Origin of the sequence: Nesterenkonia sp. AY15, assembly GCF_022565855.1 — a bacterium.
GTDB lineage: Bacteria > Actinomycetota > Actinomycetes > Actinomycetales > Micrococcaceae > Nesterenkonia.
The window spans coordinates 794,194-818,762 of record NZ_JAJOYV010000001.1; the positions used below are offsets into that span (position 1 = coordinate 794,194).

General features: G+C 68.3%; 21 protein-coding genes and 3 tRNA genes. 19 read left to right on the plus strand and 5 right to left on the minus strand.

All coding sequences use genetic code 11. The features are described 5' to 3' along the window. Positions 1-59 precede the first annotated feature (59 nt). The 8 genes from metG to LSI54_RS03620 all read left to right on the plus strand — a co-directional run bounded on the left by metG (position 60) and on the right by LSI54_RS03620 (position 6,969). Entirely contained in the window at positions 60-1,670 is a 1,611-nt protein-coding gene (gene metG, locus LSI54_RS03585) for a methionine--tRNA ligase (RefSeq protein WP_241477766.1), read from the plus strand. 116 nt (positions 1,671-1,786) lie between these two features. After that, positions 1,787-2,878, plus strand: coding sequence for a 3-isopropylmalate dehydrogenase (locus tag LSI54_RS03590; protein WP_241475160.1), 1,092 nt, complete (start codon positions 1,787-1,789; stop codon positions 2,876-2,878). A 131-nt stretch (positions 2,879-3,009) separates the two neighbouring features. Then, the gene (locus LSI54_RS03595; RefSeq protein WP_241464380.1) at positions 3,010-4,083 is read left to right on the plus strand and encodes a branched-chain amino acid aminotransferase; all 1,074 of its coding nucleotides are present in this window, start codon (positions 3,010-3,012) and stop codon (positions 4,081-4,083) included. A gap of 59 nt (positions 4,084-4,142) precedes the next feature. Next, positions 4,143-4,916, plus strand: a complete 774-nt coding sequence (locus LSI54_RS03600; RefSeq protein WP_241464381.1) for a fumarylacetoacetate hydrolase family protein — start codon at positions 4,143-4,145, stop codon at positions 4,914-4,916. 8 nt (positions 4,917-4,924) lie between these two features. Beyond that, on the plus strand, positions 4,925-6,463 hold the full coding sequence (gene gltX, locus LSI54_RS03605) for a glutamate--tRNA ligase (protein WP_241477767.1): 1,539 nt from the start codon (positions 4,925-4,927) through the stop codon (positions 6,461-6,463). Between the two features lie 122 nt (positions 6,464-6,585). Then, positions 6,586-6,657: transfer RNA gene (locus LSI54_RS03610), tRNA-Gln, on the plus strand. A 71-nt stretch (positions 6,658-6,728) separates the two neighbouring features. Then, positions 6,729-6,801, plus strand: a tRNA-Glu gene (locus LSI54_RS03615). Between the two features lie 92 nt (positions 6,802-6,893). Then, positions 6,894-6,969, plus strand: a tRNA-Glu gene (locus LSI54_RS03620). 184 nt (positions 6,970-7,153) lie between these two features. Here LSI54_RS03620 and LSI54_RS13140 read toward each other — a convergent pair. Further along, positions 7,154-7,984, minus strand: a complete 831-nt coding sequence (locus LSI54_RS13140) for a CPBP family intramembrane glutamic endopeptidase (RefSeq protein WP_241464383.1) — start codon at positions 7,982-7,984, stop codon at positions 7,154-7,156. Positions 7,985-8,094: 110 nt separating this feature from the next. On the opposite strand from LSI54_RS13140, the gene LSI54_RS03630 reads away from it, so the two are divergent. Both LSI54_RS03630 and LSI54_RS03635 read left to right on the plus strand, forming a co-directional pair. Further along, positions 8,095-9,843: a DUF4012 domain-containing protein gene (locus LSI54_RS03630; RefSeq protein ID WP_241477768.1), complete on the plus strand. Its 1,749-nt coding sequence runs from the start codon at positions 8,095-8,097 to the stop codon at positions 9,841-9,843. A 243-nt stretch (positions 9,844-10,086) separates the two neighbouring features. Next, complete coding sequence (locus LSI54_RS03635) at positions 10,087-10,743, plus strand: hypothetical protein (RefSeq protein WP_241477769.1); 657 nt, start codon at positions 10,087-10,089, stop codon at positions 10,741-10,743. Positions 10,744-10,916: 173 nt separating this feature from the next. On the opposite strand, the gene LSI54_RS03640 is transcribed toward LSI54_RS03635, so the two are convergent. Beyond that, positions 10,917-11,450 (minus strand): DUF421 domain-containing protein, encoded by a 534-nt coding sequence (locus LSI54_RS03640; RefSeq protein ID WP_241477770.1) that lies wholly within the window; start codon positions 11,448-11,450, stop codon positions 10,917-10,919. A gap of 421 nt (positions 11,451-11,871) precedes the next feature. Between LSI54_RS03640 and LSI54_RS03645 the strand changes: the two genes are divergently transcribed. Beyond that, positions 11,872-12,495 carry a hypothetical protein gene (locus LSI54_RS03645; RefSeq protein ID WP_241477771.1) on the plus strand — a complete coding sequence of 208 codons (624 nt, stop codon included), beginning with the start codon at positions 11,872-11,874 and terminating at the stop codon, positions 12,493-12,495. 69 nt (positions 12,496-12,564) lie between these two features. After that, positions 12,565-13,680 carry a thiamine-phosphate kinase gene (gene thiL, locus LSI54_RS03650; RefSeq protein ID WP_241477772.1) on the plus strand — a complete coding sequence of 372 codons (1,116 nt, stop codon included), beginning with the start codon at positions 12,565-12,567 and terminating at the stop codon, positions 13,678-13,680. On the opposite strand, the gene LSI54_RS03655 is transcribed toward thiL, so the two are convergent. Beyond that, positions 13,667-14,998: a UDP-glucose dehydrogenase family protein gene (locus LSI54_RS03655; protein ID WP_342357701.1), complete on the minus strand. Its 1,332-nt coding sequence runs from the start codon at positions 14,996-14,998 to the stop codon at positions 13,667-13,669. The two genes, thiL and LSI54_RS03655, sit on opposite strands and share 14 nt — an antisense overlap. A 76-nt stretch (positions 14,999-15,074) precedes the next feature. Further along, positions 15,075-15,998 (minus strand): IclR family transcriptional regulator, encoded by a 924-nt coding sequence (locus tag LSI54_RS03660; protein ID WP_370644373.1) that lies wholly within the window; start codon positions 15,996-15,998, stop codon positions 15,075-15,077. Between the two features lie 118 nt (positions 15,999-16,116). Between LSI54_RS03660 and leuC the strand changes: the two genes are divergently transcribed. From leuC to LSI54_RS03690, 6 genes are all read left to right on the plus strand, one after another. Further along, positions 16,117-17,550, plus strand: coding sequence for a 3-isopropylmalate dehydratase large subunit (gene leuC / locus LSI54_RS03665; RefSeq protein WP_241464389.1), 1,434 nt, complete (start codon positions 16,117-16,119; stop codon positions 17,548-17,550). A gap of 76 nt (positions 17,551-17,626) precedes the next feature. Then, positions 17,627-18,226 (plus strand): 3-isopropylmalate dehydratase small subunit, encoded by a 600-nt coding sequence (gene leuD / locus LSI54_RS03670; protein WP_241464390.1) that lies wholly within the window; start codon positions 17,627-17,629, stop codon positions 18,224-18,226. Between the two features lie 145 nt (positions 18,227-18,371). Continuing rightward, positions 18,372-19,694, plus strand: a complete 1,323-nt coding sequence (gene murA / locus LSI54_RS03675; RefSeq protein ID WP_241464391.1) for a UDP-N-acetylglucosamine 1-carboxyvinyltransferase — start codon at positions 18,372-18,374, stop codon at positions 19,692-19,694. Positions 19,695-19,718: 24 nt separating this feature from the next. Beyond that, the gene (locus LSI54_RS03680) at positions 19,719-20,669 is read left to right on the plus strand and encodes a lysophospholipid acyltransferase family protein (RefSeq protein WP_241469919.1); all 951 of its coding nucleotides are present in this window, start codon (positions 19,719-19,721) and stop codon (positions 20,667-20,669) included. Next, complete coding sequence (locus LSI54_RS03685; RefSeq protein ID WP_241464393.1) at positions 20,666-21,685, plus strand: NAD(P)H-dependent glycerol-3-phosphate dehydrogenase; 1,020 nt, start codon at positions 20,666-20,668, stop codon at positions 21,683-21,685. The genes LSI54_RS03680 and LSI54_RS03685 overlap by 4 nt, the downstream gene beginning before the upstream one ends. 3 nt (positions 21,686-21,688) lie before the next feature. After that, positions 21,689-22,837 (plus strand): D-alanine--D-alanine ligase family protein, encoded by a 1,149-nt coding sequence (locus LSI54_RS03690; protein WP_241464394.1) that lies wholly within the window; start codon positions 21,689-21,691, stop codon positions 22,835-22,837. An 80-nt stretch (positions 22,838-22,917) separates the two neighbouring features. Here the strand turns inward: LSI54_RS03690 and LSI54_RS03695 are convergent, their stop codons facing one another. Continuing rightward, a complete protein-coding gene (locus LSI54_RS03695) occupies positions 22,918-23,460 on the minus strand; it encodes a DUF3515 family protein (RefSeq protein ID WP_241464395.1) in 543 nt (180 codons plus the stop codon). A 52-nt stretch (positions 23,461-23,512) separates the two neighbouring features. On the opposite strand from LSI54_RS03695, the gene LSI54_RS03700 reads away from it, so the two are divergent. Next, positions 23,513-24,538 (plus strand): LCP family protein, encoded by a 1,026-nt coding sequence (locus tag LSI54_RS03700; RefSeq protein ID WP_241477773.1) that lies wholly within the window; start codon positions 23,513-23,515, stop codon positions 24,536-24,538. Positions 24,539-24,569 lie beyond the last annotated feature (31 nt).

Below are 24,569 nucleotides of genomic sequence, written 5' to 3' on the forward strand. Positions count from 1 at the left end.
GAGGACCGAGTCCTGCACCGGGATCTTCACCGGGCAACCGCGTGGGGTAAATTCCTAGGGTGACTTCTTCCAAGCCCCCGTTCTACATCACCACTGCGATCTCCTATCCCAATGGGACGCCGCATATCGGCCACGCCTATGAGTACATCGCCTCCGACGCGATGGCGCGCTTCAAGCGCCTCGACGGACACGAGACCTACTTCCTCACCGGCACCGATGAGCACGGGCAGAAGATGCAGCAGTCCGCGGAGAAGGAGGGCATCTCTCCGCGCGAGCTGGCCACCAGGAACTCGGCGGAGTTCAAGCGCGTCGACGACGACGTCCTGGGCGTCTCCTACGACCGCTTCATCCGCACCACTGACGAGGATCACTACGCCGCGTCGACCGCCATCTGGCGACGCATGGTCGAGGCCGGGGACATCTACCTGGACAAGTACGCCGGCTGGTACTCGGTGCGCGACGAGCGGTTCTTCACCGCCGACGAGACCGAGCTCCGCGCCGACGGCGAGCGCTACGCCACCGAGACCGGCACCCCGGTGACCTGGACCGAGGAGGAGTCGTACTTCTTCAGGCTCTCGAAGTACCAGCAGCCGCTGCTCGACTTCTACCGGGACAACCCCGACTTCGGCGGACCGCGCACCCGCTTCAACGAGGTCATCCGGTTCGTGGAATCGGGTCTGGACGACCTCTCGATCTCCCGGACCACCTTCGACTGGGGCGTCCCGGTGCCGAAGGACCTCACCGCGCCCGAGACCGGCCTGGACCACGTGATGTATGTCTGGGTGGACGCGCTGACCAACTACCTCACCGGCGTCGGCTTCCCCGACACCGAGTCCGAGAGCTTCGCCAAGTTCTGGCCCGCCGACGTCCACGTCATCGGCAAGGACATCTCCCGCTTCCACTGCATCTTCTGGCCGGCGTTCCTGATGAGCGCGCAGCTCGAGCTGCCGAAGCGGGTGATGATCCACGGCTTCCTGCACAACGCCGGGGAGAAGATGTCCAAGTCCGTGGGCAATGTGGTGGCCCCCGCCGACTGGGTCGCCGAATACGGGCTCGACGCCGTGCGGTTCTTCCTGCTGCGCGAGTTCCCCTTCGGCCAGGACGGCTCGTACACCCATGAGGCCGTGCTGGGCCGGAAGCACTCCGATCTGGCGAACAATCTGGGCAACCTCGCCCAGCGCTCGCTGTCGATGATCGCCAAGAACTGTGACGAGATGATCCCTCAGCCGGGTGAGCGCACCGCCGCTGACCGCCGGATCCTGGCCCAGGCCGATGAGCTGCTGGAGATCAGCCGCGAGGCCTATGACATGCAGGACTTCCACCGCGCCCTGGAGCGGACCTGGTTCGTCCTCGGGGAGGCCAACGCCTACTTCGCCGAGCAGGAGCCCTGGAAGCTCAAGAAGACCGACCTCTCCCGGATGAACACGGTGCTCTTCGTGACCGCCGAGGTGGTGCGCAAGGTCGCGCTGCTCGCGCAGCCGGTCATGCCGGAGTCCGCCAGCAGGCTCCTGGACGCGCTGAACGTCGAGGCCGCCGGCGACGCCGGACGGACCAACGCCTCCGGTGCGGGCCCGCGCAGCTTCGAAGCCTTCCACACCGAGCTTCTCCCCGGCACCGTGCTGGCCAAGCCCACGCCGATCTTCCCTCGCCACGAGGAGAAGACCGACTGAGCAGGGGAGATCACCGCCCTGCGGGCAGCAGCTCCACGGTGCGGGCCTGATCTCAGATGCTGAGAGGCTGCGCCGACCCTGTCGTCCTGCCGGGACCCAGCACATAGAGTGACGCTATGGCTCAGAACACATTTGACATCGCAGTAATCGGCGGCGACGGCATCGGACCCGAGGTGGTCGCGGAGGCCCGGAAGGTGCTCGACGCCGCGCTGGCCCCGGAGGGCGCCGAGTTCACCTACACCGAGTACTCCCTGGGCGCCGAGCACTGGCTCACCACCGGAGAGACCCTCACCCAAGAGACGCTGCAGGCCCTGCGCGGGCACGACGCGATCCTCTTCGGTGCGGTGGGCGCCGACCCGCTGGACACCCGGGTGCCCTCCGGGATCATCGAGCGTGAGCTGCTGCTGGGACTGCGCTTCAACCTCGACCACTGCGTGAACCTGCGCCCCACCCGCTCCTACCCCGGGGTCGTGTCCCCGCTGCGCGGCGTGGACGAGGAGAACCCGATCGACTTCGTCGTCGTCCGCGAGGGCACCGAGGGTCCCTACGCCGGCAACGGCGGGCTGCTGCGCCGCGGCACCGACGCGGAGATCGCCACCGAGGTCTCGGTCAACACCGCCTACGGCGTGCGCCGCGTGGTCCAGGACGCCTTCGTCCGCGCCCAGGCCCGGGACAAGCACCTGACCCTGGTGCACAAGAACAACGTGCTGACCTACTCCGGCGACCTCTGGACCCGGACGACGGCGGCCGTCGCCGAGTCCTTCCCGGACGTGCGCTGGGACTACATGCACGTCGACGCCGCCACCATCCACATGGTCAACAACCCGCAGCGCTTCGACGTGATCGTCACCGACAACCTCTTCGGCGACATCCTCACCGACCTGGCCCCGGCCGTCACCGGCGGCATCGGCCTGGCCGCCTCGGCCTCGATCAACACCGCCGGCACCGCGCCGTCGATGTTCGAACCGGTGCACGGCTCCGCCCCGGACATCGCCGGCAAGGCGATCGCCGACCCCACCGCGGCGGTGCTCTCCGCGGCGCTGATGCTCGATCACCTGGGTCTGAGCGAAGCCGCGGCCCGGGTGGAGACCGCGGTCCACGCGCAGCTGAGCCAGTGGGCGCAGGACGGGATCTCCGGGCTGAACACCAGCCAGCGCGGCGACGCCTTCGTGGCGCGCCTGTCCGGCCGCACCGCGCCCGTCAGCTGAACCGGGCCCGACCCGCTGAGCCCGGCTGTCCAGTCGAACCGTGCTGGGCGGCCGGGGGAGCGAGTCTCGTAGAGTAGGGCACGAGACTCACTCGCAGCGCGCACCCGCTCGTGCACATCTGAAAGGTCACCATGACGTTCCATCACACCCCCCACCCGACGCCCACCTCGCCCGAGCGGCTGCAGCAGATCCTGGCGAACCCGGGCTTCGGGACGAACTTCACCGACCACACCTCGGTGATCGACTGGACGTCGGAGGGTGGCTGGGGCAACGCCCGGGTGGAGCCCTATGGCCCCATCTCGCTGGACCCGGCGGCGGCGGTGCTGCACTACGCCCAGGAGGTCTTCGAAGGGATGAAGGCCTACCGGCACGCCGACGGGGGGATCTACACCTTCCGCCCGTGGGAGAACGCCCGACGGCTCAACCGCTCGGCCGTGCGGATGGCGCTGCCCGAGCTCCCCGAGGAGCTCTTCATCGAATCTCTGGAGGAGCTGGTCCAGACCGACAAGGACTGGGTCCCCGACGGCGACGGCGAGGCGCTCTACCTGCGGCCCTTCATGTTCGCCTCCGAGGCGTTCCTCGGCGTCCGACCTGCCAACGCGGTCTCCTACCGGGTCATCGCGTCTCCGGCCGGAAACTACTTCGGCGGCGAGCTCAAGCCGGTGCGCATCTGGGTCTCCCGCGACTACATCCGCGCCGCCCCCGGCGGAACCGGCGCGGCCAAGACCGGCGGCAACTACGCCGGCTCTCTGGCCGCCCAGCAGCAGGCCACCGCCAAGGGCTGCGATCAGGTGCTCTTCCTGGACCCGCTGCGCGAGAACGCCATCGAGGAGCTCGGCGGCATGAACGTCTTCCTGGTGACCGCCGACAACAAGCTCATCACCCCCGCGCTGACCGGCACGATCCTGGAGGGCATCACCCGCGCCTCGGTGATCCAGCTGGCCAAGGACCGCGGCATGGAGGTCCAGGAGCGGCAGGTCACCCTGGAGGAGTGGGACGCCGGCATCACCGACGGCAGCATCACCGAAGCCTTCGCCTGCGGCACCGCCGCGGTCATCACCCCCATCGGGGAGCTGCTGGACGGGGAGCGCAGCATCGCCTCCGCCGGCACCGGAGCGGTCACCCTCTCGATCCGCGAGGAGCTGCTGGGCATCCAGACCGGCACGGTCCAGGATCGCCACGACTGGATGCACCGCCTCGCCTGAGCCGCTGGAGAACGGACCACTGCGGAACGTGCAATGCGCGTGGGCGATAGAGTTGGCCCATGCGCATTGCTCGTTTTGTCACGGACGCCGAACCCTCCTACGGTCTTGTCACCGGGGAAGAGGGCGAAGAAACCATCATCGGGCTCAACGGAGACCCGTTCTATCAAGGGATCCAGCAGACCGAGACCACCCACCGCCTCGAAGACGTGCGGCTGGTCGCCCCGATCATCCCGCGCTCGAAGGTGATCGGAGTGGGTCGCAACTACGCCGACCACGTCAAGGAGATGGGCGGAGAGATCCCGGTCTCGCCGCTGCTGTTCCTGATCCCCAACACCGCCGTGGTGGGCCCCAACGAGCCTGTCACGCTGCCCTCCTTCTCTGAGGAGATCAGCTACGAGACCGAGCTTGCCGTCGTCATCGGGCGCATCTGCAAGGACGTGCCGGTGGATCGGGTCCAGGAAGTCATCTTCGGATACACGGTCGCCAACGATCTCACCGCCCGCGACGCACAGCGCACCGACGGCCAGTGGGCCCGCGCCAAGGGCTTCGACGGCTCCACCCCGCTGGGTCCGTGGATCGAGACCGACCTCGAGCCCGAGGGCCTGCGGATCTCCGGACGGCTCAACGGCGAGACCGTCCAGGACGGCTCCACCTCCGAGATGATCTTCGGCGTGGCCGAGCTCATCGCCTACATCTCCCAGGCCTTCACCCTGCTCCCCGGCGACGTCATCCTCACCGGCACCCCGGCCGGCGTCGGGCTGCTCGGCGCCGGAGACCGCTTCGAGGCGGACATCGAAGGCATCGGCACCCTCGTCAACCACTTCAGGAACTGATTCCACACATGACTGTCACTTCTGCTGCACCGTCCACCGAGATCCCCGCCGTCGACCCGAGCACGCAGGTCCGGGTCCGGTTCTGCCCCTCGCCCACCGGCACCCCGCACGTCGGGCTGATCCGCACCGCCCTGTTCAACTGGGCCTACGCCCGGCACACCGGCGGCAAGATGATCTTCCGGATCGAGGACACCGATACCGCCCGGGACTCCGAGGAGTCCTACCAGCAGCTGCTCGAGGCGCTGCGCTGGCTCGGCATCGACTGGGACGAGGGCGCCGAGACCGGCGGCCCGCACGCCCCCTACCGGCAGTCCCAGCGCGGTGACTTCTACGCCGAGGTGCTCAGCCAGCTGCTGCAGGCGGGATTCATCTACGAGGCCTTCTCCACCCCGGAGGAGGTCGAGGCACGCCACCAGGCCGCCGGGCGGGACCCGAAGCTGGGCTACGACGGCTTCGACCGGACGCTGAGCCAGGAGCAGATCGACGCCTTCCGTGCCGAGGGCCGCGAACCGGTGCTGCGCTTCCGGATGCCCGAGGAGGACATCACCTTCACCGACGTCGTGCGCGGCGAGATCACCTTCGGCGCCGGGTCCACGCCTGACTTCGTGGTGGCCCGCGCCAACGGCCAGCCGCTCTACACCCTGGTCAACCCGGTAGACGACGCCGCCATGGAGATCACCCACGTGCTGCGCGGCGAAGACCTGCTCTCCTCCACCCCGCGCCAGGTGGCGCTCTACCGGGCGCTGCACGCGATCGGCGTGGCCAAGCACATGCCGGTCTTCGGTCACCTGCCCTACGTGATGGGGGAGGGCAGCAAGAAGCTCTCCAAGCGGGACCCGGAGTCGAACCTCTTCCACCACCGCGACCGCGGCTTCATCCCTGAGGGTCTGCTGAACTACCTGGCGCTGCTGGGCTGGTCGCTCTCGGCCGATGAGGACATCTTCACCGTGGAGCAGCTCATCGAGCACTTCGACATCACCGACGTGCTGGCCAACCCCGCACGCTTCGACGTGAAGAAGGCCGAGGCCATCAACGGCACCCACATCCGTCGCCTCCAGGCCGCAGACTTCCGCGACCGCCTGGTGCCCTACCTGCAGGCCAGGGGCCTGCTGGGGGAGCAGCTGGCGCCGGGACAGGCCGCCCTGCTGGACGGCGCGGCGCCCCTGGTGCAGGAGCGCATCGCGCTGCTGGACGAGGGTGCGGACATGATGGCGTTCCTCTTCACCGACGACGCCGACCTCGCCATCGAGGACAAGGCCTTCAGCGGGCTCGGAGATCAGGTCTTCGAGACCCTGGACGCCTCCATCTCGGCGCTCAGCGACATCGAGGACGCCCGGTGGAGCACCGAGGTGATCGAGGCTGCGCTGCGCGAGGCGCTGCTGGAGGGGCTCGAGCTCAAACCGCGCAAGGCCTTCGGCTCGGTGCGCTCGGCGATCTCCGGACGTCGGGTCTCCCCGCCATTGTTCGAATCCATGGAGCTGCTGGGACGCGAGTCCTCGCTGAGCCGGCTGCGCCGGTTCCGGGAGCTCGTCGCCGCACGCGGCTGATCTGTTCCACTCACCGGTGGCGCCGGGCTCATTTTGTGCTTGGGCGCCACCAGTGTGTATAGTTGATTCCCGTTGCTCGGCGCGGAAATATGGCCGCTGCGACGGCGTTGACAAGCGAATATTGGGCTATGGTGTAATTGGCAACACAGCGGTTTCTGGTACCGTCGTTCTAGGTTCGAGTCCTAGTAGCCCAGCGGAGACGCTTATATGGTCTCTATCACAGCAGGATCGGCCCTCGGCGACGGGGGCCACAGCTATGGAATACGGCCCCATCGTATAGCGGCCTAGTACGCTGCCCTCTCACGGCGGTAACGCGGGTTCGAATCCCGCTGGGGTCACGGCCGTATGTCCCCCACGCTCCTCGGAGCGCGGGGGACCTACATTCCACAATGCAGGACCCTCCCGCCGCGCGGGAGGCACAAATTGATAAGGCCCCATCGTATAGCGGCCTAGTACGCTGCCCTCTCACGGCGGTAACGCGGGTTCGAATCCCGCTGGGGTCACCACGGCTCCGCAGCGCAGACCCCGTGTCTGAGCAGCGGGGGCTGAGGAATTTCTCATCGCAATGCCCGTCCCTTGAGGGGGCGGGCATTATCCGTCTCTCCGGTTGTTGTCCGGCGAGCTGATGGTAGCCGAATTCCCTGCGGGTCTCCTCCGCAGGTCTCCTCCGCAGGTCTCGGCCGCCGGCGGCTACGCCAGTGCGGTCCCGGTCAGGGCGAGCGCGACCCACATGCCGTTGAACACCATGTGAACCAGCACGGCGCCCCAGATCCGACCGGTGAAGAGCACGAGCATGCCGCAGGTCAGACCGACGAGCGCGAGGTAGACCGGTTCGTCCCAGCGGTTCATCCCGTTGACGGCATGAAGCGCCACGAAGGCAGCGGTGGAGGCGAGGATGGCGAGCAGGCCGGCCTCCACGCCGCGTCGGGCCATGCGGTACACGGACACCAGCACCACGCCGCGGAAGAGGAACTCCTCCACCAGCGGCAAGATCAGCACGGGGGCGAACAGGCCGAGGAGCAGCCACGTCGCGTTGATGCTGAGGTCGCCGTTGAGGGTCGGGTAGGACGGCAGCCCGCCAGGACTGCCGGCGGCCACCTCGAGCCACCCCTGCACGATGCGCAGCAGGACGCCGAGGCCGAGACCCCACAGGATGTCGGTCCACCGGAAGCGAAAGAGGCCGCGGGGACGGGAGCGGGCAATGGCGATGACCACGGGCACGGCCATGCCGATCCACAGCAACAGGGACGACAGCACCGGCCCGAGCGGAGCTTCCAGCTGGGTCCGGGCAGCCACCGAGAGCACCAGGGCCGCGCCGACGGCGACCGCGGTGTAGGCGAGAACCGTGCCGTTCCAGGCGCGTGCCGTCCGGCTGCCCTCGAGCCAGGTCCGTGTTCCGCGGGCCCGCCGCTCAGCGGAGGAAGCGTGCTTCACCGCGACGGGCGTGACGTGCTCTGGGGTGGGCGGTTCGATGCGGCTGGTGGTGCGATCCGTCTCGACGGCGCTGTTTGGGGACTTCACCCGGCTAAACCTACCTGAGAGACGCGGGCGTGGCCGTGGGTCCGCCCGCGTGCCACGACTGATCATTCGGCCGACAGGGCGAGCCTGTGGATTGCCATAGGATGGCCCCCATGGTCAGGAAGCGACAGCATCGGCGCAGAGGCGCAACAAGACGGGTCTCCGCCGGACGGATCGTGCTCGCGCTGGTCACCACGCTCGCGCTCGGGTTCGTGGTCGTGCTCGCCTGGGCCGGAGTCGGTGCCGTCCGTGCGCTGCCGCACATCGAGCGCGCCCAGCAGGTGGCTGCAGGACTTGACATGCAGTCCGTGCTCGCCGGCGACACGTCGCAGGTCGACGAGCTGCAGAACGAGCTGGCCGCCGCACGCAGCAACACGTCCGGGCCTGCGTGGAGGCTCGCCGAGGGCGTGCCGTGGGTGGGCCCGCAGTTCACCGCCACACGCACGCTCACCGAGACGCTCGACGATCTCGCCAGCGACGGGCTTGCCACCGCGGCCGAGGCCGGTGACGGGGTGGACGCGCTGCTGCCGCGCGAGGGCCAGGTTGATGTCGCCGGACTGAGCGCGCTCAACGCGCAGGTCGAGTCGGCGCTGGTCTCCGTGACCGACGCTCGCGCCCGCCTCGCGACGATCGAACCAGCCGGCGTCGTCGGTCCGCTGCGGGACGGCACTGCGCAGATCGATGAGCTGCTCGCTGAGATCGAGCCGACGCTCGAAGGCACCTCCCGTGCGACCTCGCTGCTGCCCGGGTTCCTCGGCGCCGAGGGACAGCGCGAGCACCTGCTGCTGCTGCAGAACAGCGCCGAATGGCGATCCCAGGGCGGCATCATCGGATCGGTCATCAAGCTCACCGCGACCGATGGGGAGATCGAGTTCAGCGATCAGCTGCCCGGACGCAGTTTCAGCAGCGAGGAGGCTGTCACGCCGCTCGAGTTCGACACCGAGCTGATCTTCGGCGACCGGCCCGCCCGCTATATGCAGAATCCCACCATGATTCCCGACTTCGCCGAGGCCGCGCACGTGGCCCGCGAATTCTGGAAGGCCGATCAAGGGGGCGACACGACGGGAGTGATCGCGATCGACCCGGTCACGCTCTCCTACCTGTTGGAGGCCACGGGCCCGTTGGAACTGCCCACCGGTGACGTGATCTCCAGCGAGAACGCGGTGCAGCTGCTGCTCAACGAGGCCTACCTGCGATACGAGGACCCCGCCGAGCAGGACGTATTCTTCGGTGTCGCCGCCGATGCCGTGTTCGAAGCCCTGCTCAGCGACGACGTGGACCCGGTCACCGCGGTGCAGGCCATCACCCGGGCCGTCGACGAGCGCCGCCTGCTGGTGTGGAGCGCCGACGAAGAAGAACGTGCCCTGCTCGAAGACACCTCCGTGTCAGGCGCAATGCCGGTCAGCGACGACGACAACACCGCGTTCGGCGTGTATCTCAACGACGGCGTCGGGGCGAAGCTCGACTACTACATGGCAGCCGGCTCGAGCGTCGCCTGGTGCAGCGACGCCACGGCATCCCTGCGCGTGACCCTGCGCAACGACGCCCCAGAAGACATCAGCGACTACCCCGACTACCTGCTCGGCACGTCAGGCGAGGAGACCCAGAGCGGCGTCCCACGCGGCATCAATCGCACGCTTGCCTACGTCTACCTGCCCGAGGGGGCCGAACTGACCGGCGATGCCGGTGAGGCGCAGCTCGCGGGTCAGCACGACGGCCGCAACGTCTACGAGTGGACCACCGACCTCGCGCCGGGGGAGTCTGCCACGCTCGACGTGCAGGCGCAGACGAATACCGGGGACCAGTTGGATGTCGTTTCGACCCCCGTGTTGACCGACGTCGACGTCGAGCCGGAATGCTGAACTGACCGTTTCTCTTCGGCAGTCAGCGCCTGAGGCGTACGGCAGATGACGAGCGTGTTATCTTTTCCTTTGGATAGAGCAGATATCGGGTGTGTATCCCTGAGAAATTTGCATTTCACCGGTGACGAACCGTAGATTGAATGGTGTCACTCAGCCCCAGCAAGACCGGGAGCGGGAGATGCCTGGCGACTCTTCACGGAGATTGCTTTAAACCAATATTCCTGCAGCTTTGAGGTAGACCCCATGAAGAAGACCTTCGCAAAGACCCTTTCAGTCGCCGGCATCGTCGGGTTTGTGGCTCTCGCCCCGGCCCCCGCCATGGCCTACGCACCGACCCCGACGCCTGACAGCATCACGGTTTCGATCAACACGCCCATCACCGTGGTCTTCAGCCCGATCTTCATCGCGGGTGAGGACGTCAACATCGTGCTGACCGGCATCAACGGCAACACCCAGAGCCTCGCCTCCGTCGGTGCAGTCTCCAGCACTGATGTCACCAAGACCGCCGGCCCGAACGGCGACGTCTCCGCTGAGCTCACCTTCAACAGCGACGCCTCGGGCTCCTACGAGCTCACCGCCACCGGCGCCGAGAGCGGCCTGACCGACACGGTCACCATCACCATTGCAGGCACCGACGATTCCGGCACTGATACTGCCGGCACCGGTACCGATGCAGCCAACACCGGCGTCAACGGCGCCGGCACAGACGGCGCCGGCACAGACGGCGCCGACGCAGCAGGCACCGACGCCTCCGGCGCAGACGCAGCCGGCGCCGGCGACGAGCTCGCCGCCACCGGCCCGGGCTCGATCGGCATCCTGGTCGGCGGCGCAGCACTGCTGCTCGTCGGCGGTGCCATCCTCGTCGCTCGCTCACTTCGCAACCAGAAGTCACACGCCTGACGAGTAAGCTTCACTCTCTGCGCTCTGCGCCCGCTTCCTGACGGAACGGGCGCAGAGCGCTTTTATATGCGTGGTCCTGGACCACGCATTGAGGGGCGGATTCTCCGAGCACTCTGGGCCGAAAAGCCCATGAGATGCACGGAGAATCCGCCCCTCGACGTGGGAGGAGTGGGTCAGTCGTCTTCGGCCTCGCCGGTGAACTTCAGCACCGAGGAGGAGTCGTCGAGCTCGGCGTCGCCGATGACCACCAGGCCGCCGTTCTGCTCCAGGATCACCGCCGAGACCTCCTTCAGGGAGCCGCGGGAGGAGGAGCGCACCGCGGTGTGGATATCGTCCTCGACCAGCTGGTGCTTGCGCAGCGCCTTGCGCTGGAACTTGCCCTGGTAGTAGATCAGCACCGGGGGCGCGTCCAGGATCCGGCGCATCTTCGGGGAGCGGCCGCGCATCCAGGCCATGAGCCACTGCAGCAGCACCAGCAGCAGCACCGTGAGTATCGCCTGGCTCAGCGGCACATCGACCGCGGTGAGGGTACGACCGAACGCCGAGCCGATGGTGACCGCCACGATGAAGTCCAGCGGCGTCATCGACGCCATCGTCCGCGGGCCGGAGAGTCGGAGAATGATGAGCAGGGCTAAGTAGCCTGCGGTGAGTGTGATGACGGTGTGGATGATGGGATCCCACCCGTCCCAGAATTGGGTCATGTCCATCGGCTGACCCTTTCACCTTGCTGTGTCGGTGTCCACCGGAAGCGTCCACCGGCACAGCGAACACGATGGGGTTGTCCCATATGCTCTCCGCCTCGACTGGAGAGTGATGAATGTCTCACTGAGAATCGGTGCTCGTCGCGACCTCTTCGGGAACTCGGTATACCTAATTTCGACTCGGCACTAAGTAGTAGGAAGCAGGTCGCCTTCGCATTGACGGTAATTGAACCTATCTTTTGTCTGAGGGTTTTCGACACAGAGGACGCTGTGTATTGTAGAGCCGGACTCTTCGACCGTGGATTGACTGGTCGAAGGCCCGGATGAGGAATGAGAGACGTCTGTCGAGCTGGATAAACTGGCGGGGCGAATTGCATGAGGGGCGGGCGTCCTGCGCCGCGCGATGATGAAGACATGAAGGTGGGGCATGAGTGAACATCACGACGACGCCGACCCCCGGCTGACTCCAGCGGGGCGTCTCCAGGCGAGCTCGATTGCCGAGCCCGAATCTGATCCGGCGTCCAAGCAGGGCCCCGCGCGGCGTTCCGGTCCAACATCCCAGCGGGGGGCCGAGCTGCTGGGCGCCGCCCTCGCAGATGAGCTCAGCGCGGCCGAGCAGCAGGAGCTGGACGCGATGTGCGCGCAGGACCCGCAGCTTGCTGAGGAGCTGAGCGCGCTGCGCGAGTTCCGCACCGCGCTGCGCCGCGGCCTGGGTTCCCGGCATGAGGAGGCCCCGCCGGTCCCTCCCGGCTCTCTGGAGCCGCTGCGGTTCAGCGACCGAGGCATTGAGGTTGACGGGGTGCTGATCGCCCGTGACCGGGGCACCGAGGCGGTCGTGGAGATCGATGGGCTCACCGGCGAGGGCTCCTTCACCGTGGCACTGGTGGCCGCGGATGGGCAGGAGATCGAGTCAGCGTCATTCCTCGGTACCGAGGTGCCCCTCGAGTGTCGGATGGGCTGGGCGGTGCTGCGTGAGGACGTGGAGCGCCTGGAGATCCGCGACGATGCGGGTGTTGCGGTCCTGGCGGCTGAGCTCCCGGATGTCCCGTGACCCTGATGCAGAATGATTCCCATGCAGAATGAGTCCGCGCGCCAGCGATCCTGATGTTGAGTGCCCCTGATGCTGAATGACCCTGACGCGCTGAGCGTGGGGGAGTCCGGTGAGGACGCGGTCCTCGCCGTCATCCTTCAGGAGCTCGGCGACCTCCACAGCCGCGAGACCGACCTGGCCGCGCTTGCCCTGGCCTCCGGTGACGACGCGGCGGTGCTGGAGCTCCCCGACGACGGGGCACCCGCCCGCATCGCGCTCACCACTGACACCCTGAGTCAGGACCAGGACTTCCGCGCGAGCTGGTGGACCGCGCCGGATCAGGGCGCCCCGATGGGCCGAGCCGTCGGGCTCAAGGCCGCCGCACAGAACCTCTCCGACCTCAACGCCATGGCGGCGACCCCCATCGCCCTCCTGGTCAGCCTGACGCTGCCCGAAGCCACACCGCTGGACTGGGTGCGCGGGTTCTACCGCGGACTCGCCGAGGCGATGCGCCGCGAAGGCGCGGGACACTGCCACATCGCCGGCGGCGACCTCGGCACGGGCCCCGGCATCTCGGTGACCCTGACCGCCGTCGGGCGGCTGTCTGCCGGCCGGGCGCCGCTGCGCCGCACGGGCGCCCGACCGGGAGACCAGCTCGCCGTCTCGGGCCCCCTGGGCGCGGCCGCGGCAGGATTGGCGCTGCTCGAAGCCGGCCACCCCTTTGCCGAGCCGCGGCTCTCCCGGCTGCGCGACGCCCAGATCGCTCCCGCACCGCGCCTGACCACCGGCGCCCAGGCCCTGGCCGCCGGGGCCACCGCCGGCATGGACCTCTCCGACGGACTGCTGCGCGACGCCGGACGGATCGCCCGAGCCTCCGCCGTGCGGGTGCTCCTGGACGAGACGGCCCTGGCTGAGCAGGCTGCTGCTCTGCTCCCGGCCGCAGAGGCTCTGGGACTCTCGGCGACGCAGGCGCACGCGCAGGTGCTGCGCTGGGCCGCCGCCGGGGGAGAGGACTACGAGCTGCTCGCCAGCTTCCCCGCAGACGTGACGCTTCCGGCAGGCTTCCTGAGGGTCGGCGAGATCCTGGACGTCGCAGAGACCTCCGAGGCGGGCGAAGAAGCCGGATCAGACGCCGATGGCGCCCGCGAGGTGGTCCTCACGGGCGCCATCGGTGATCGTGGCTGGGATTCGTTCAGGCGTCGTTGAAGATCCGACCCAGCTGGGCGAAGCGCCAGCCGGCGCCTTCCCATTCTTCGGCGCTGAGCACATTGCGGGCGTCGATGAACTGCTTCTGCGCCACCAGGGGCTCGAGGTCGCTGGGGGTGAGCGCCTTGAACTCGTTCCACTCGGTGGTCAGGACCACCAGGTCCGCGCCGGTGACAGCCTCGATGAGCGAGTCCACGTAGCCCAGGCGCGGGAAGCGCTTGGCCGCATTGCGGTTGCTCTCCGGGTCATAGACGGCGACGTCGGCGCCGGAGCTGAACAGCCGGACGGCCACATCCAGACCGGGGGAGTCGCGGACGTCGTCGGAGAGCGGCTTGAACGCCACACCCAGCACCGCGATGCGCTTGCCGGTGAGGTCAGCGTCGAGGATCTGCTCGGCGAGCGTGACCACCTTGTCGCGGCGGCGCAGGTTGATCTGGTCCATCTCATCCAGGAAGCGCATGGTGTGGTCCAGGCCGAGCTCGCCCACGCGGGTCTGCAGGGCGCGGATGTCCTTGGGCAGGCAGCCGCCGCCGAAGCCGACGCCGGCGTTGAGGAACTTGCGCCCGATGCGGGTGTCGTGGCCGATCGCGTCGGCCAGGGTGGTGATGTTGCCGCCCACGGTCTCGGTGACCTCGGCGAAGGCGTTGATGAAGGAGATCTTGGTGGCCAGGAACGCGTTCGCGGCGACCTTGACCAGCTCGGCGGTCTCGAAGTCGGTGGTGATCCAGGGGGTCTCCCGGCTCAGCGCCTCGGAGTAGACCTCGCGCAGCACGGCCTCGTCGGCCTCATCGGCGGTGCCCACGACCAGCCGGTCGGGACGCAGCGTGTCTTCGACGGCGAAGCCTTCACGCAGGAACTCGGGGTTCCAGGCGAGGGTCACGCGCACACCCTCGGCGGACTCTTCCTCGACCAGGGCGGCCAGCCGCCGGGCGGTGCCCACCGGGACGGTGGACTTGCCGACGATCAGCGCGTCCTTCTTGATCGCCCGTGCCAGCGAGCTGGTGGCGGCGTTGACGAAGGTCATGTCCGCGCCGGTGCCGCCGGCCTGCTGTGGGGTGCCCACGGCGATGAAGTGCACGTCGCCCCAGGCGCCGACCTCTTCGAGATCGGTGGTGAAGCGCAGTCGACCCGAATCCACGTGCTTGCGGATGAGCTCCGGCAGGCCGGGTTCATGGAAGGGAAGTTCGCCGCGGGAGAGCGAATCGATCTTCTCCGGGTCGATGTCCACGCCGAGGACGTTATAGCCCAGCTCTGCCATGCATGCCGCATGGGTGGCGCCGAGGTAGCCAGTTCCGATGACGCTTATATTCTCAATCACGCCCTCATCATAAAGGCGGGACCGAGATTCCTGGGAAATGCCTCCAGGCGGGCGTGCCTCGGTCGGTGTGCCTGGGCTACTGCTCGCCCAGCCCGTGTTCGGCGGCGTCGGGGTTCTTGCGCACCAGCTCGGTGAGCTGATGCGCCGCCTGCACGACGACGCCGGCGTACTGCCGTCCGGGCTGGCGGGTCAGCCGCTCGATCGGTCCCGAGATCGACACCGCAGCGAGCACCCGTCCCGAGGGTCCGCGCACCGGGGCTGAGACCGAGGCGACCCCGGCCTCGCGCTCCCCGAGGGACTCGCCCCAGCCGCGTCGTCGCACCCCGGCGAGCACCGTGGGGGTGAAGCGGGCGCCCTGCAGGCCCTCGACCAGGCGCTCGTGGTCCTCCCAGGCCAGCAGCACCTGGGCGGCGGAGCCGGCCTTCATCGAGAGCTGGGTGCCCACCGGGATCGAGTCGCGCAGCCCGATCGGCCGCTCCGCGGAGGCCACACAGACCCGGGCGTCGCCCTGCCGGCGGTAGAGCTGGGAGCTCTCGCCGGTGGCGTCGCGCAGCCGCAGCAGGATCGGGCCCGCCGCGGTGACCAGCCGGTCATCGCCGGCGGCCGAGGCCAGCTCGGCGAGCCGGGACCCGATCACATAGCGTCCACGCACGTCGCGGCTGAGGAAGCGGTGATGGACCAGCGCGCTGGCCAGCCGGTGCACGGTGGGCCGGGCAAGTCCGGTGCATTCCACCAGCTGGGCCAGCGAGGCCGGACCGGCTTCCAGGGCGTCCATGATCATCACCGACTTGTCCACCACCCCGATCCCGGAGGGGGAGTGCAGCGGCCGCGGCGGATCCGCAGGCAGCGTGGGCGGAGTCGTGCCGGCAGCGTCTGCCGGGGGCAGCTTCTGCGCCACCATCCGGCGCGGACCGGTGCCGCCGGCCGCGGAGGCGGCGGCACGGGAGGTCTGGGGCGAGTACTGCTCACCGGGCCGGGGGGAATAGGGCAAAGCTGGCATGTGCTCATGATACTGGTAATCGCCCACGCGATCTCAGATAATGAGACCTGTGCGTGGGGGTATAGAAGCCGCCGTCCAATGGTGGTTCTGTAGAGAGTGAGCCAATCAGGAGGATCCCATGGCGAACAAGCCACTCACGTTGCCTGAAAAGGTCTGGCGCGACCACGTCGTCGTCCCCGGCAAGGAGTCAGACGGTCAGCGGTCCCCGGACCTTCTCTACATCGACCTGCACCTGGTCCACGAGGTGACCAGCCCGCAGGCCTTCGAGGGTCTGCGCCTGGCCGGCCGTCCGGTCCGTCGCCCGGATCTGACCATCGCCACCGAGGACCACAACACCCCCACGCTGGAGATCGACAAGCCGATCGCCGACCCGATCTCGCGGAAACAGGTGGACACGCTGCGCGCGAACGCCGAGGAGTTCGGCGTCCGGATCCACTCCCTGGGCGACGCCGACCAGGGGATCGTCCACGTGGTGGGCCCCCAGCTCGGACTCACCCAGCCCGGCATGACCGTGGTCTGCGGTGACTCCCACACCTCCACCCACGGGGCCTTCGGCGCCCTGGCGATGGGCATCGGCACCTCCGAGGTCGAACATGTCCTGGCCACCCAGACCCTGCCGCTGAAGCCGTTCAAGACCATGGCGATCACCGTCAACGGCTCGCTGCGTCCCGGAGTCAGCTCCAAGGACATCATCCTGGCGGTCATCGCCGAGATCGGCACCGGCGGCGGACAGGGCTACGTGCTCGAATACCGCGGCAGCGCCATCGAGGAGCTCTCCATGGATGCGCGGATGACCATCTGCAACATGTCCATCGAGGCCGGCGCCCGGGCCGGGATGATCGCCCCGGATCAGACCACCTTCGAGTTCATCAAGGATCGCCCGCACGCCCCGCAGGGCGAGGACTGGGACTCGGCCGTCGAATACTGGGAGTCGCTGCGCACCGATGACGGCGCCGTCTTCGACGCCGAGGTGATCCTCGACGCCGACACCCTGGACCCCTTCGTCACCTGGGGCACCAACCCGGGCCAGGGCGTGAGCCTCAACGGCGCGGTCCCGGCCCCCACCGACTTCACCGACGACGTCGCCCGCGAGTCCGCCGAACGCGCGCTGACCTACATGGACCTGGAACCGGGCACCCGGATGAAGGACATCCGGGTGGACACCGTCTTCTTGGGCTCCTGCACCAACTCCCGGATGGAGGATCTGCGAGCCGCCGCGGAGGTCCTGGCCGGCCGCGAGAAGGACCCCGAGATTCGGATGATCGTGGTCCCGGGCTCCGCGAAGGTCCGGCTGCAGGCCGAAGCCGAGGGCCTGGACAAGGTGTTCAAGGAGTTCGGCGCCGAATGGCGCTTCGCCGGCTGCTCGATGTGTCTGGGCATGAACCCGGACCAGCTGGCCCCCGGAGAGCGCTGCGCCTCCACCTCGAACCGCAACTTCGAGGGTCGGCAGGGCAAGGGCGGCCGGACCCACCTGGTCTCCCCGGTGGTGGCCGCCGCCACCGCGATCCGCGGCACCCTCTCCGCGCCCGCCGACCTCCTCGTCCCCGCCTGAGCCTCGCTCACCGACACCTCTGAGCCTCGCTCACCGACATCTCTGAGCCTCGCTCTGAACTGCTGAGAAAGTGACCATGGAACCCATCACCACGCACACCGGCATCGGCGTCCCGCTGAAGCAGTCGAATGTGGACACCGACCAGATCATTCCCGCGGTCTACCTGAAGCGGATCACCAAGACCGGCTTCGAAGATGCGCTCTTCTCCTCCTGGCGGAAGAGCCCGGACTTCGTGCTCAACCAGCCTGTCTACAAGCACGGTTCGGTGCTGGTGGCCGGATCAGACTTCGGCACCGGCTCCTCCCGCGAGCACGCCGTCTGGGCGCTGAAGGACTACGGCTTCCGCGCCGTGATCTCCTCGCGCTTCGCCGACATCTTCTACGGCAACTCGGCCAAGCAGGGCCTGCTCGCCGCGAAGGTGGCCCAGCCCGATGTGGAGCTCATCTGGAAGGAGCTGGAGAACAACCCCGGCACCGAGATCACCGTGGACCTGGTGAACCGCACCGTGCGCTGCGGCTCGGTGGACACCACCTTCGAGATCGACAACTACACCCGCTGGCGGCTGCTCGAGGGACTCGACGATATCTCGCTCACATTGCGCGAAGAGTCGCACGTGTTGGCCTTCGAGGAGACACGGCCCGGATTCAAGCCGAAAACCCTGCCAGTAAAGGTCTGACCTCGCCTGATTCCACCCTGCGGGGGCTCGGGCTTGACCGAATTGTTGCCTCCGCCACCGGCGGAACTGGGAAGGGACCCCAGCGGATGTGGTTACAGTGGCAAAGCTACATTCCACGTTTGTCGAAGAAGGGACATCCAGTCCAATGGCCAAGCTGCTCACCGTCCAAGGTGGAAAGCCACTCGAGGGTTCCGTCCACGTCCGTGGCGCAAAGAACCTCGTGCCGAAGGCCATGGTGGCCGCGCTGCTGGGCAGCGAGCCCTCGCAGCTGCGCAACGTCCCGGCGATCAAAGACGTCGAGATCGTCACCAATCTGCTCCAGATCCACGGCGTCAAGGTCGACGCCGACCCGGTCACCAATGACCTCACGCTGGACCCGCGCGACTCCTACAGCGCCGCGCACTCCGAGATCGACGCCTATGCCGGGGACTCCCGCATCCCGATCCTCTTCTGCGGTCCGCTCATGCACCAGCACGGCGAGGCGTTCATCCCCGACCTCGGCGGCTGCCGGATCGGTGACCGCCCGATCGACTACCACCTCGAGGTGCTGCGCAACTTCGGCGCCGTCGTCGACAAATCTCCCACCGGCATCCACATCTCCGCGCCGCGCGGGCTCAAGGGCGCGAAGCTGACCCTGCCCTACCCCTCCGTGGGAGCCACCGAGCAGGTGCTGCTCACCGCGGTGCTCGCCGAGGGCATCACCGAGCTCGAGAACGCCGCGGTGGAGCCGGAGATCCATGACCTGATCGCGATCCTGCAGCAGATGGGCGCGATCATCACGGTCTACACCGACCGCACCATCCGTATCGAAGGCGTGGACCGGCTCTCCGGCTACCGCCACCGCGCGATCACCGACCGCAACGAGACCGCCTCCTGGGCCTCGGCCGCACTGGTCACCCAGGGCGACATCTACGTCAAGGGCGCCGCCCAGCGTGACCTGATGGCCTTCCTGAACACCTACCGCAAGATCGGCGGCGAGTTCGCCGTGGACGACGACGGCATCCGCTTCTGGCACGCAGGCCACGCCCTGAAGCCGCTGGTGCTCGAGACCGACGTGCACCCGGGATTCATGACCGACTGGCAGCAGCCGCTGGTGGTCGCGCTGACCCAGGCCCACGGCGTCTCGATCGTGCACGAGACCGTCTATGAGAACCGGTTCGGCTTCACCGAGGCGCTGCAGCGGATGGGCGCCTCCATCCAGCTGCACCGGGAGTGCCTGGGCTCAAGCCCCTGCCGCTTCGGGCAGCGCAACTTCCTGCACTCCGCCGTGATCTCCGGTCCGGTGGAGCTCACCGGTGCCGAGATCGACGTCCCGGACCTGCGCGGCGGCTTCTCCCACCTGATCGCGGCGCTGGCCGCGAAGGGCACCTCCACCGTCACCGGCATCGAAGTCATCAACCGCGGCTACGAGCACTTCATGGACAAGCTCAACGACCTGGGTGCGGATGTCGTGATGTCCGAACGCTGAGTCGGGCCGGTAGGGTCTATCTCTGTGACCGATCAGAGCAGCGACCCAGCACCCGTCGAGGGCCGAGGCCGCTCGAGCCGCCGCAAATCCGGCTCGAGCCGCCGGAAGTCCAAGCGCGCCGAGCCGGCTGAGACCACGCTGACCCGCGGGGGCTCAGCCCATGGCACCATGGACTACACCGTGGGTCGCGGCACCCGGCTCGGTTTCTCCGCCGCCGCCGTCGTGTGCGTCCCAGTGCTGAACCTGGCCATGGGACGCCGCTGGCACGGCCTGGAGACGCTGCCGCACGGCGGGTTCATCGTGGTGGCGAACCATGTCAGCGAGGTCGATCCGCTCGCCGTCGCCCACGCCGTCTACCGCAGCGGCCACACCTTCCACTTCATGACCAAGGACTCGCTGTTCCGCATCCCGGTGCTGGGCAAGGTGTTCAGCGGCCTGAAGCAGATCCCGGTCTCCCGGGACAGCCGCACCGACGCTCGCCGCTCGCTGGAGGCGGCGAAGGACGTGCTCGCCGCAGACGGTGCGATCATGATCTACCCCGAAGGCACCCTCACCCGGGACCCCGAGGGCTGGCCGATGCGCGCGAAGACCGGCGCCGCGCGGCTCGCGCTGAGCACCGGGGCCCCGCTGATCCCGATCACCCACTGGGGCGTGCAGGAGCTCTTCGGCACCTACGCCAAGATGCCCAAGTTCTTCCCACGCAAGCGCTACCAGCTCACCGTGGGAGAGCCGATCGACCTCTCCGACCTGCGCGGCGGCCCGATGACCCGGGCCGTGCTCACCGAGGCCACCGAACGCATCGAGGCCGCGCTCACCGAAGGGGTGGCCGCGCTGCGCGGGGAGGAGCCCCCGGAGATGATCTGGGACCGCAGCCTGCGCCAGCGGGTCCCGCGCAGGCAGCCGCGCCGCGCCCCACGGGAAGCTCAGCACCCCGCAGCCGACCAGTCCGACGACGCGCAGGAGGGTCAGCCATGACCAAGATCGCCGTCCTGGGAGCCGGCAGCTGGGGCACCACCTTCGCCAAGGTGATGGCCGACGCCGCCGTGCTCGGAGGCCACGCACCCACGATCGCGCTCTGGGCCCGCCGCCCCGAGGTGGCCGCCGAGATCACCGAGTCCCATACCAACACCACCTATCTCGGCGAGACCCGCCTCCCGGAGATGATCACCGCCACCAGCGACCTGGCCGAGGCCGTCCGCGACGCGGAGATCGTCGTGCTCGCCGTGCCGGCCCAGTCGCTGCGCTCGCAGCTGCAGGTGGTCCGCGAGAACCTGCACGAGTCCGCCGTCCTGGTCTCGCTGATCAAGGGTCTCGAGCGTGGCACCGACCTGCGCATGTCCGAGGTCATCGGCGCCGAGCTGGCCGTCGCCCCCGAGCGCATCGCGGTGGTCTCCGGACCCAACCTGGCCATGGAGATCGCCCAGGAGCAGCCCACCGCCTCGGTGGTCGCCAGCACCAGTGAGGAGACCGCCGAACGCGTGGCGGCGCTGTGCAACAACGCGTACTTCCGGCCCTACACCAACACCGATGTCATCGGGGTCGAGATCGCCGGAATCGTGAAGAACGTCATCGCCCTGGCGGTGGGCATCTGCGACGGGCAGAAGCTCGGCGACAACTCCAAAGCCTCGGTGATCACCCGCGGGCTGGCCGAGACCACCCGCCTGGCCACCGAGCTGGGCGGACGCCTGGAGACCTTCTCCGGCCTCGCCGGCCTCGGTGACCTCGTCGCGACCTGCGCCTCCCCGCTCTCGCGCAACCGCAGCGCCGGTCGGCTCCTCGGCGAGGGGCTCACCGCCGACGAGGCCACCGCCCAGCTCTCGCAGACCGCCGAGGGCATGAAGTCCGGCTCCGCCGTGGTGGAGCTGGCCCGCCAGCACGACGTCGAGATGCCGATCTGCGAAGCCGTGGTGGCCGTCCTGGACGGCAAGCTGCCGGTGGACCGCCTGTCCTCGCTGCTGCTGGCACGAGACCTCAAAGCCGAAGGAAGATGACCCATGGCAGAGATTGACCCTGCATGCAAGCCCCGCGTCCTCGTCCTCTACGGCGGGCAGTCCTCCGAACATGCGGTGAGCTGCGTGACCGCGGCCGGCGTGCTCAACGCCATCGACACCGACGCCTTCGACGTCGTCGCCGTCGGCATCACCGCCACCGGCCAGTGGACCCGCCCGGTCACCGACCCGCGCAGCCACGGCTTCGGCGGCGAGGAGCTGCCCCGGGTGCTGCCCACCGAGTCCACGGTGCAGCTGCACTCGGGCGCCGCCGGCTCCTCCGAGCGCCGCGCCGAACTCCTCGAGGTCCACGCCGACGGCAGCTCCACCGCGATGGGCCACGTCGACGTGGTCTTCCCGCTGCTGCACGGACCCTTCGGCGAGGACGGCACCATCCAGGGACTGCTCGAGCTCGCCGGACTGACCTACGTCGGCGCCGGGGTGCTCAGCTCTGCGCTGGCCATGGACAAGCACTACATGAAGATCGCCTTCGCCGCCGCCGGGCTGCACGTCGGGCCCTGGGTGACCATCACCGACCGACAGTGGACCCAGGACCCCGCCGCGGCGCTGGAGCGGATCCGCGAGCTGACGCTGCCGGTGTTTGTGAAGCCCTCCCGAGCAGGCTCCTCCATGGGCATCACCCGGGTCGATGACCACGCCCAGCTCGAAGACGCCATCGCCGAGGCGCGCAGACACGACCCCAAGGTGATCGTGGAGCAGGGGATCGACGGTCGGGAGATCGAGTGCGGAGTGCTCGGATCCCAGAACGGCGCACCCGCCCGCGCCTCGCTGCTGGGCGAGATCGTGGTCCACGACGGCTCCCAGGCGCACCAGTTCTATGACTTCACCGCCAAATACACCGACGCCGCGGCCGCGGACCTCTCCTGCCCGGCCGAGCTGCCCGCGGAGGTCAGCGAGGAGATCCGCCGCCAGGCCGTCATCGCGTTCGAATCCCTCGGCGCCGAGGGCATCTCGCGGGCAGACTTCTTCTACACCACCGCCGGGGACGTGGTCATCAACGAGGTCAACACCATGCCCGGCTTCACCCCGATCAGCATGTACCCGCAGATGTGGAAGGCCACCGGGATCGGCTACACCGCGCTGATCACCGAGCTGATCAGCCTGGCGCTGCAGCGCCCCTCCGGCCTGCGCTGAACCTGCCCGGGCGGGCGGGCTGCACCAGTCCTGCCGCTGCGACCGGCTGAGGCCGGCGCCCGGCCCAGGGGCCGGGCTCCTCAGTCCTGCGGCTCCGTCGCCGCGCCCTCCTGGACCTCCTGCGCGTCCTCGGTCTCCTCGATCTCCTGATCCAGGGTGGTGCAGGCCCTGGTCTGCTCCACCTGCTGCACCGCGGGGGCCAGGCCGAGCATCGCGGTGGAGGAGCCGACCTCGTCGAGGTTCAGCAGCACCTCCACGGCTGGATCCCGACCATAGGTGACCAGCCGCCAGGTCTGCTCGTCCTCTTCCAGCGCGAGCCAGTCCACGCCGTCGGCCCCCACGCAGTGCTCAGCGCTCGGACCCGGAGGCACGACCCCGCAGCGCATGACCACCTGGCTGGGATCGCCCCATACCGCGGTGCCCTGGGATGTGGTGGGGCGCAGCTCATGGTCCCCGAGGACCTCAGGCACCATGAGCATCACGTCGGCGCAGTCAGGATTCGCAGCGTCCGGGGCGGCTTCGACCGTCGCCGTGGAGGCGCAGCCGCTGATCAGACCCAGTCCCAACAGTGTGGTTAGGACGGCACGAACGCGAACACGGGGGTAGCCGGGAGATATAGACACATGACATATTCTGTATCAAGTTCTCAACAGTTGCCCATTCCAGGAGCACGAGATGACAAATCAGGTCGACTACGCCAGGCCCAGGCCGAAGAGGCGCGCGCGTCGTGCCGTACTGATCATCGTGAGTGTGGTGGCCGTCGTCGTGGTCGGTGCCCTGGTGGCGTCGATGTGGTATCTGAACTCCTTGGGCAGCGCCTATGAGGACAATGCCCAGACCTTCGAGGAGAGCTTCCCGGAGGAGGAGGTCCGCCCGGTCCGGGCCGAGGAGGACGAGTCGATCAACATCCTGCTGCTTGGCTCCGATGACAACGGCGGATCGGGTGCGACCGAGGAGCTTGCGCGGGTGCCCCAGGGCGGGCGTTCCGACACCATGATGCTGGTCCATGTCCCCAGTGACCGGCAGAGCGTGCAGATCATGTCGATCCCGCGCGACCTCTGGGTGGAGGTGCCGGGACACGGCTCGCACAAGATCAATGCCGCACTGAGCCTGGGGGGCATACCGCTGACCGTCAGCACCATCGAGTCCCTCTTCGATGCGCGCATCGATCACGTGGCGGCGGTGGACATGCTCGGCTTCACCGGCCTGGTCGAGGCGCTCGGCGGGGTCACCGTGTACTCCGGCTACGACCAGGCGTTCACCACCGCAGAGGGCTTCACCTTCCATCCCGGGGAGCAGGAGATGAACTCCGAAGAGGCGCTGTCCTTCGTCCGGCACCGGATGAGCTTCCCCGACGGGGACCTCCAGCGGGTGCGCAACCAGCAGGCCTTCATCCGCGCAGTCCTCGACGAGACGCTGGATCCCGGCAACCTGAGCAGCCCCGGCCGGGTCCAGGAGATGGTGGAGACCTTCTCCCCGCACCTGATCGTCGATGACACCCTCGACGCCGGCACCGCGGCCGCGCTGCGCTGGAACGTGCGCGGCGCCGCCGGCAACGTCGACATGTTCACCGTCCCCACCGGCGGCAGCGGCTACTCCCAGGACGGCCAATGGATCTTCTACCAGGACGAACAGGCCATGGCGGACATCGCGGATGCCATCGCGGACAGTACGCTGGACGAATATGCCGCGTACAGATGAGCCGCTGACGCCACGTCGGATGAGGCCACAC

Excerpts from the sequence above, each read along its gene's own strand:
- LSI54_RS03690 (WP_241464394.1), top strand. The coding sequence starts at position 21,689 with ATGGCAGAGATTGACCCTGCATGCAAGCCCCGCGTCCTCGTCCTCTAC.
- LSI54_RS03600 (WP_241464381.1), top strand. The coding sequence starts at position 4,143 with ATGCGCATTGCTCGTTTTGTCACGGACGCCGAACCCTCCTACGGTCTT.
- LSI54_RS03635 (WP_241477769.1), top strand. The coding sequence starts at position 10,087 with ATGAAGAAGACCTTCGCAAAGACCCTTTCAGTCGCCGGCATCGTCGGG.
- LSI54_RS03685 (WP_241464393.1), top strand. The coding sequence starts at position 20,666 with ATGACCAAGATCGCCGTCCTGGGAGCCGGCAGCTGGGGCACCACCTTC.
- LSI54_RS03590 (WP_241475160.1), top strand. The coding sequence starts at position 1,787 with ATGGCTCAGAACACATTTGACATCGCAGTAATCGGCGGCGACGGCATC.
- murA (WP_241464391.1), top strand. The coding sequence starts at position 18,372 with ATGGCCAAGCTGCTCACCGTCCAAGGTGGAAAGCCACTCGAGGGTTCC.
- LSI54_RS03645 (WP_241477771.1), top strand. The coding sequence starts at position 11,872 with ATGAGTGAACATCACGACGACGCCGACCCCCGGCTGACTCCAGCGGGG.
- gltX (WP_241477767.1), top strand. The coding sequence starts at position 4,925 with ATGACTGTCACTTCTGCTGCACCGTCCACCGAGATCCCCGCCGTCGAC.
- leuD (WP_241464390.1), top strand. The coding sequence starts at position 17,627 with ATGGAACCCATCACCACGCACACCGGCATCGGCGTCCCGCTGAAGCAG.
- LSI54_RS03595 (WP_241464380.1), top strand. The coding sequence starts at position 3,010 with ATGACGTTCCATCACACCCCCCACCCGACGCCCACCTCGCCCGAGCGG.
- leuC (WP_241464389.1), top strand. The coding sequence starts at position 16,117 with ATGGCGAACAAGCCACTCACGTTGCCTGAAAAGGTCTGGCGCGACCAC.
- thiL (WP_241477772.1), top strand. The coding sequence starts at position 12,565 with ATGCTGAATGACCCTGACGCGCTGAGCGTGGGGGAGTCCGGTGAGGAC.
- LSI54_RS03660 (WP_370644373.1), bottom strand. The coding sequence starts at position 15,998 with ATGCCAGCTTTGCCCTATTCCCCCCGGCCCGGTGAGCAGTACTCGCCC.
- LSI54_RS03700 (WP_241477773.1), top strand. The coding sequence starts at position 23,513 with ATGACAAATCAGGTCGACTACGCCAGGCCCAGGCCGAAGAGGCGCGCG.
- LSI54_RS03630 (WP_241477768.1), top strand. The coding sequence starts at position 8,095 with ATGGTCAGGAAGCGACAGCATCGGCGCAGAGGCGCAACAAGACGGGTC.
- LSI54_RS03640 (WP_241477770.1), bottom strand. The coding sequence starts at position 11,450 with ATGGACATGACCCAATTCTGGGACGGGTGGGATCCCATCATCCACACC.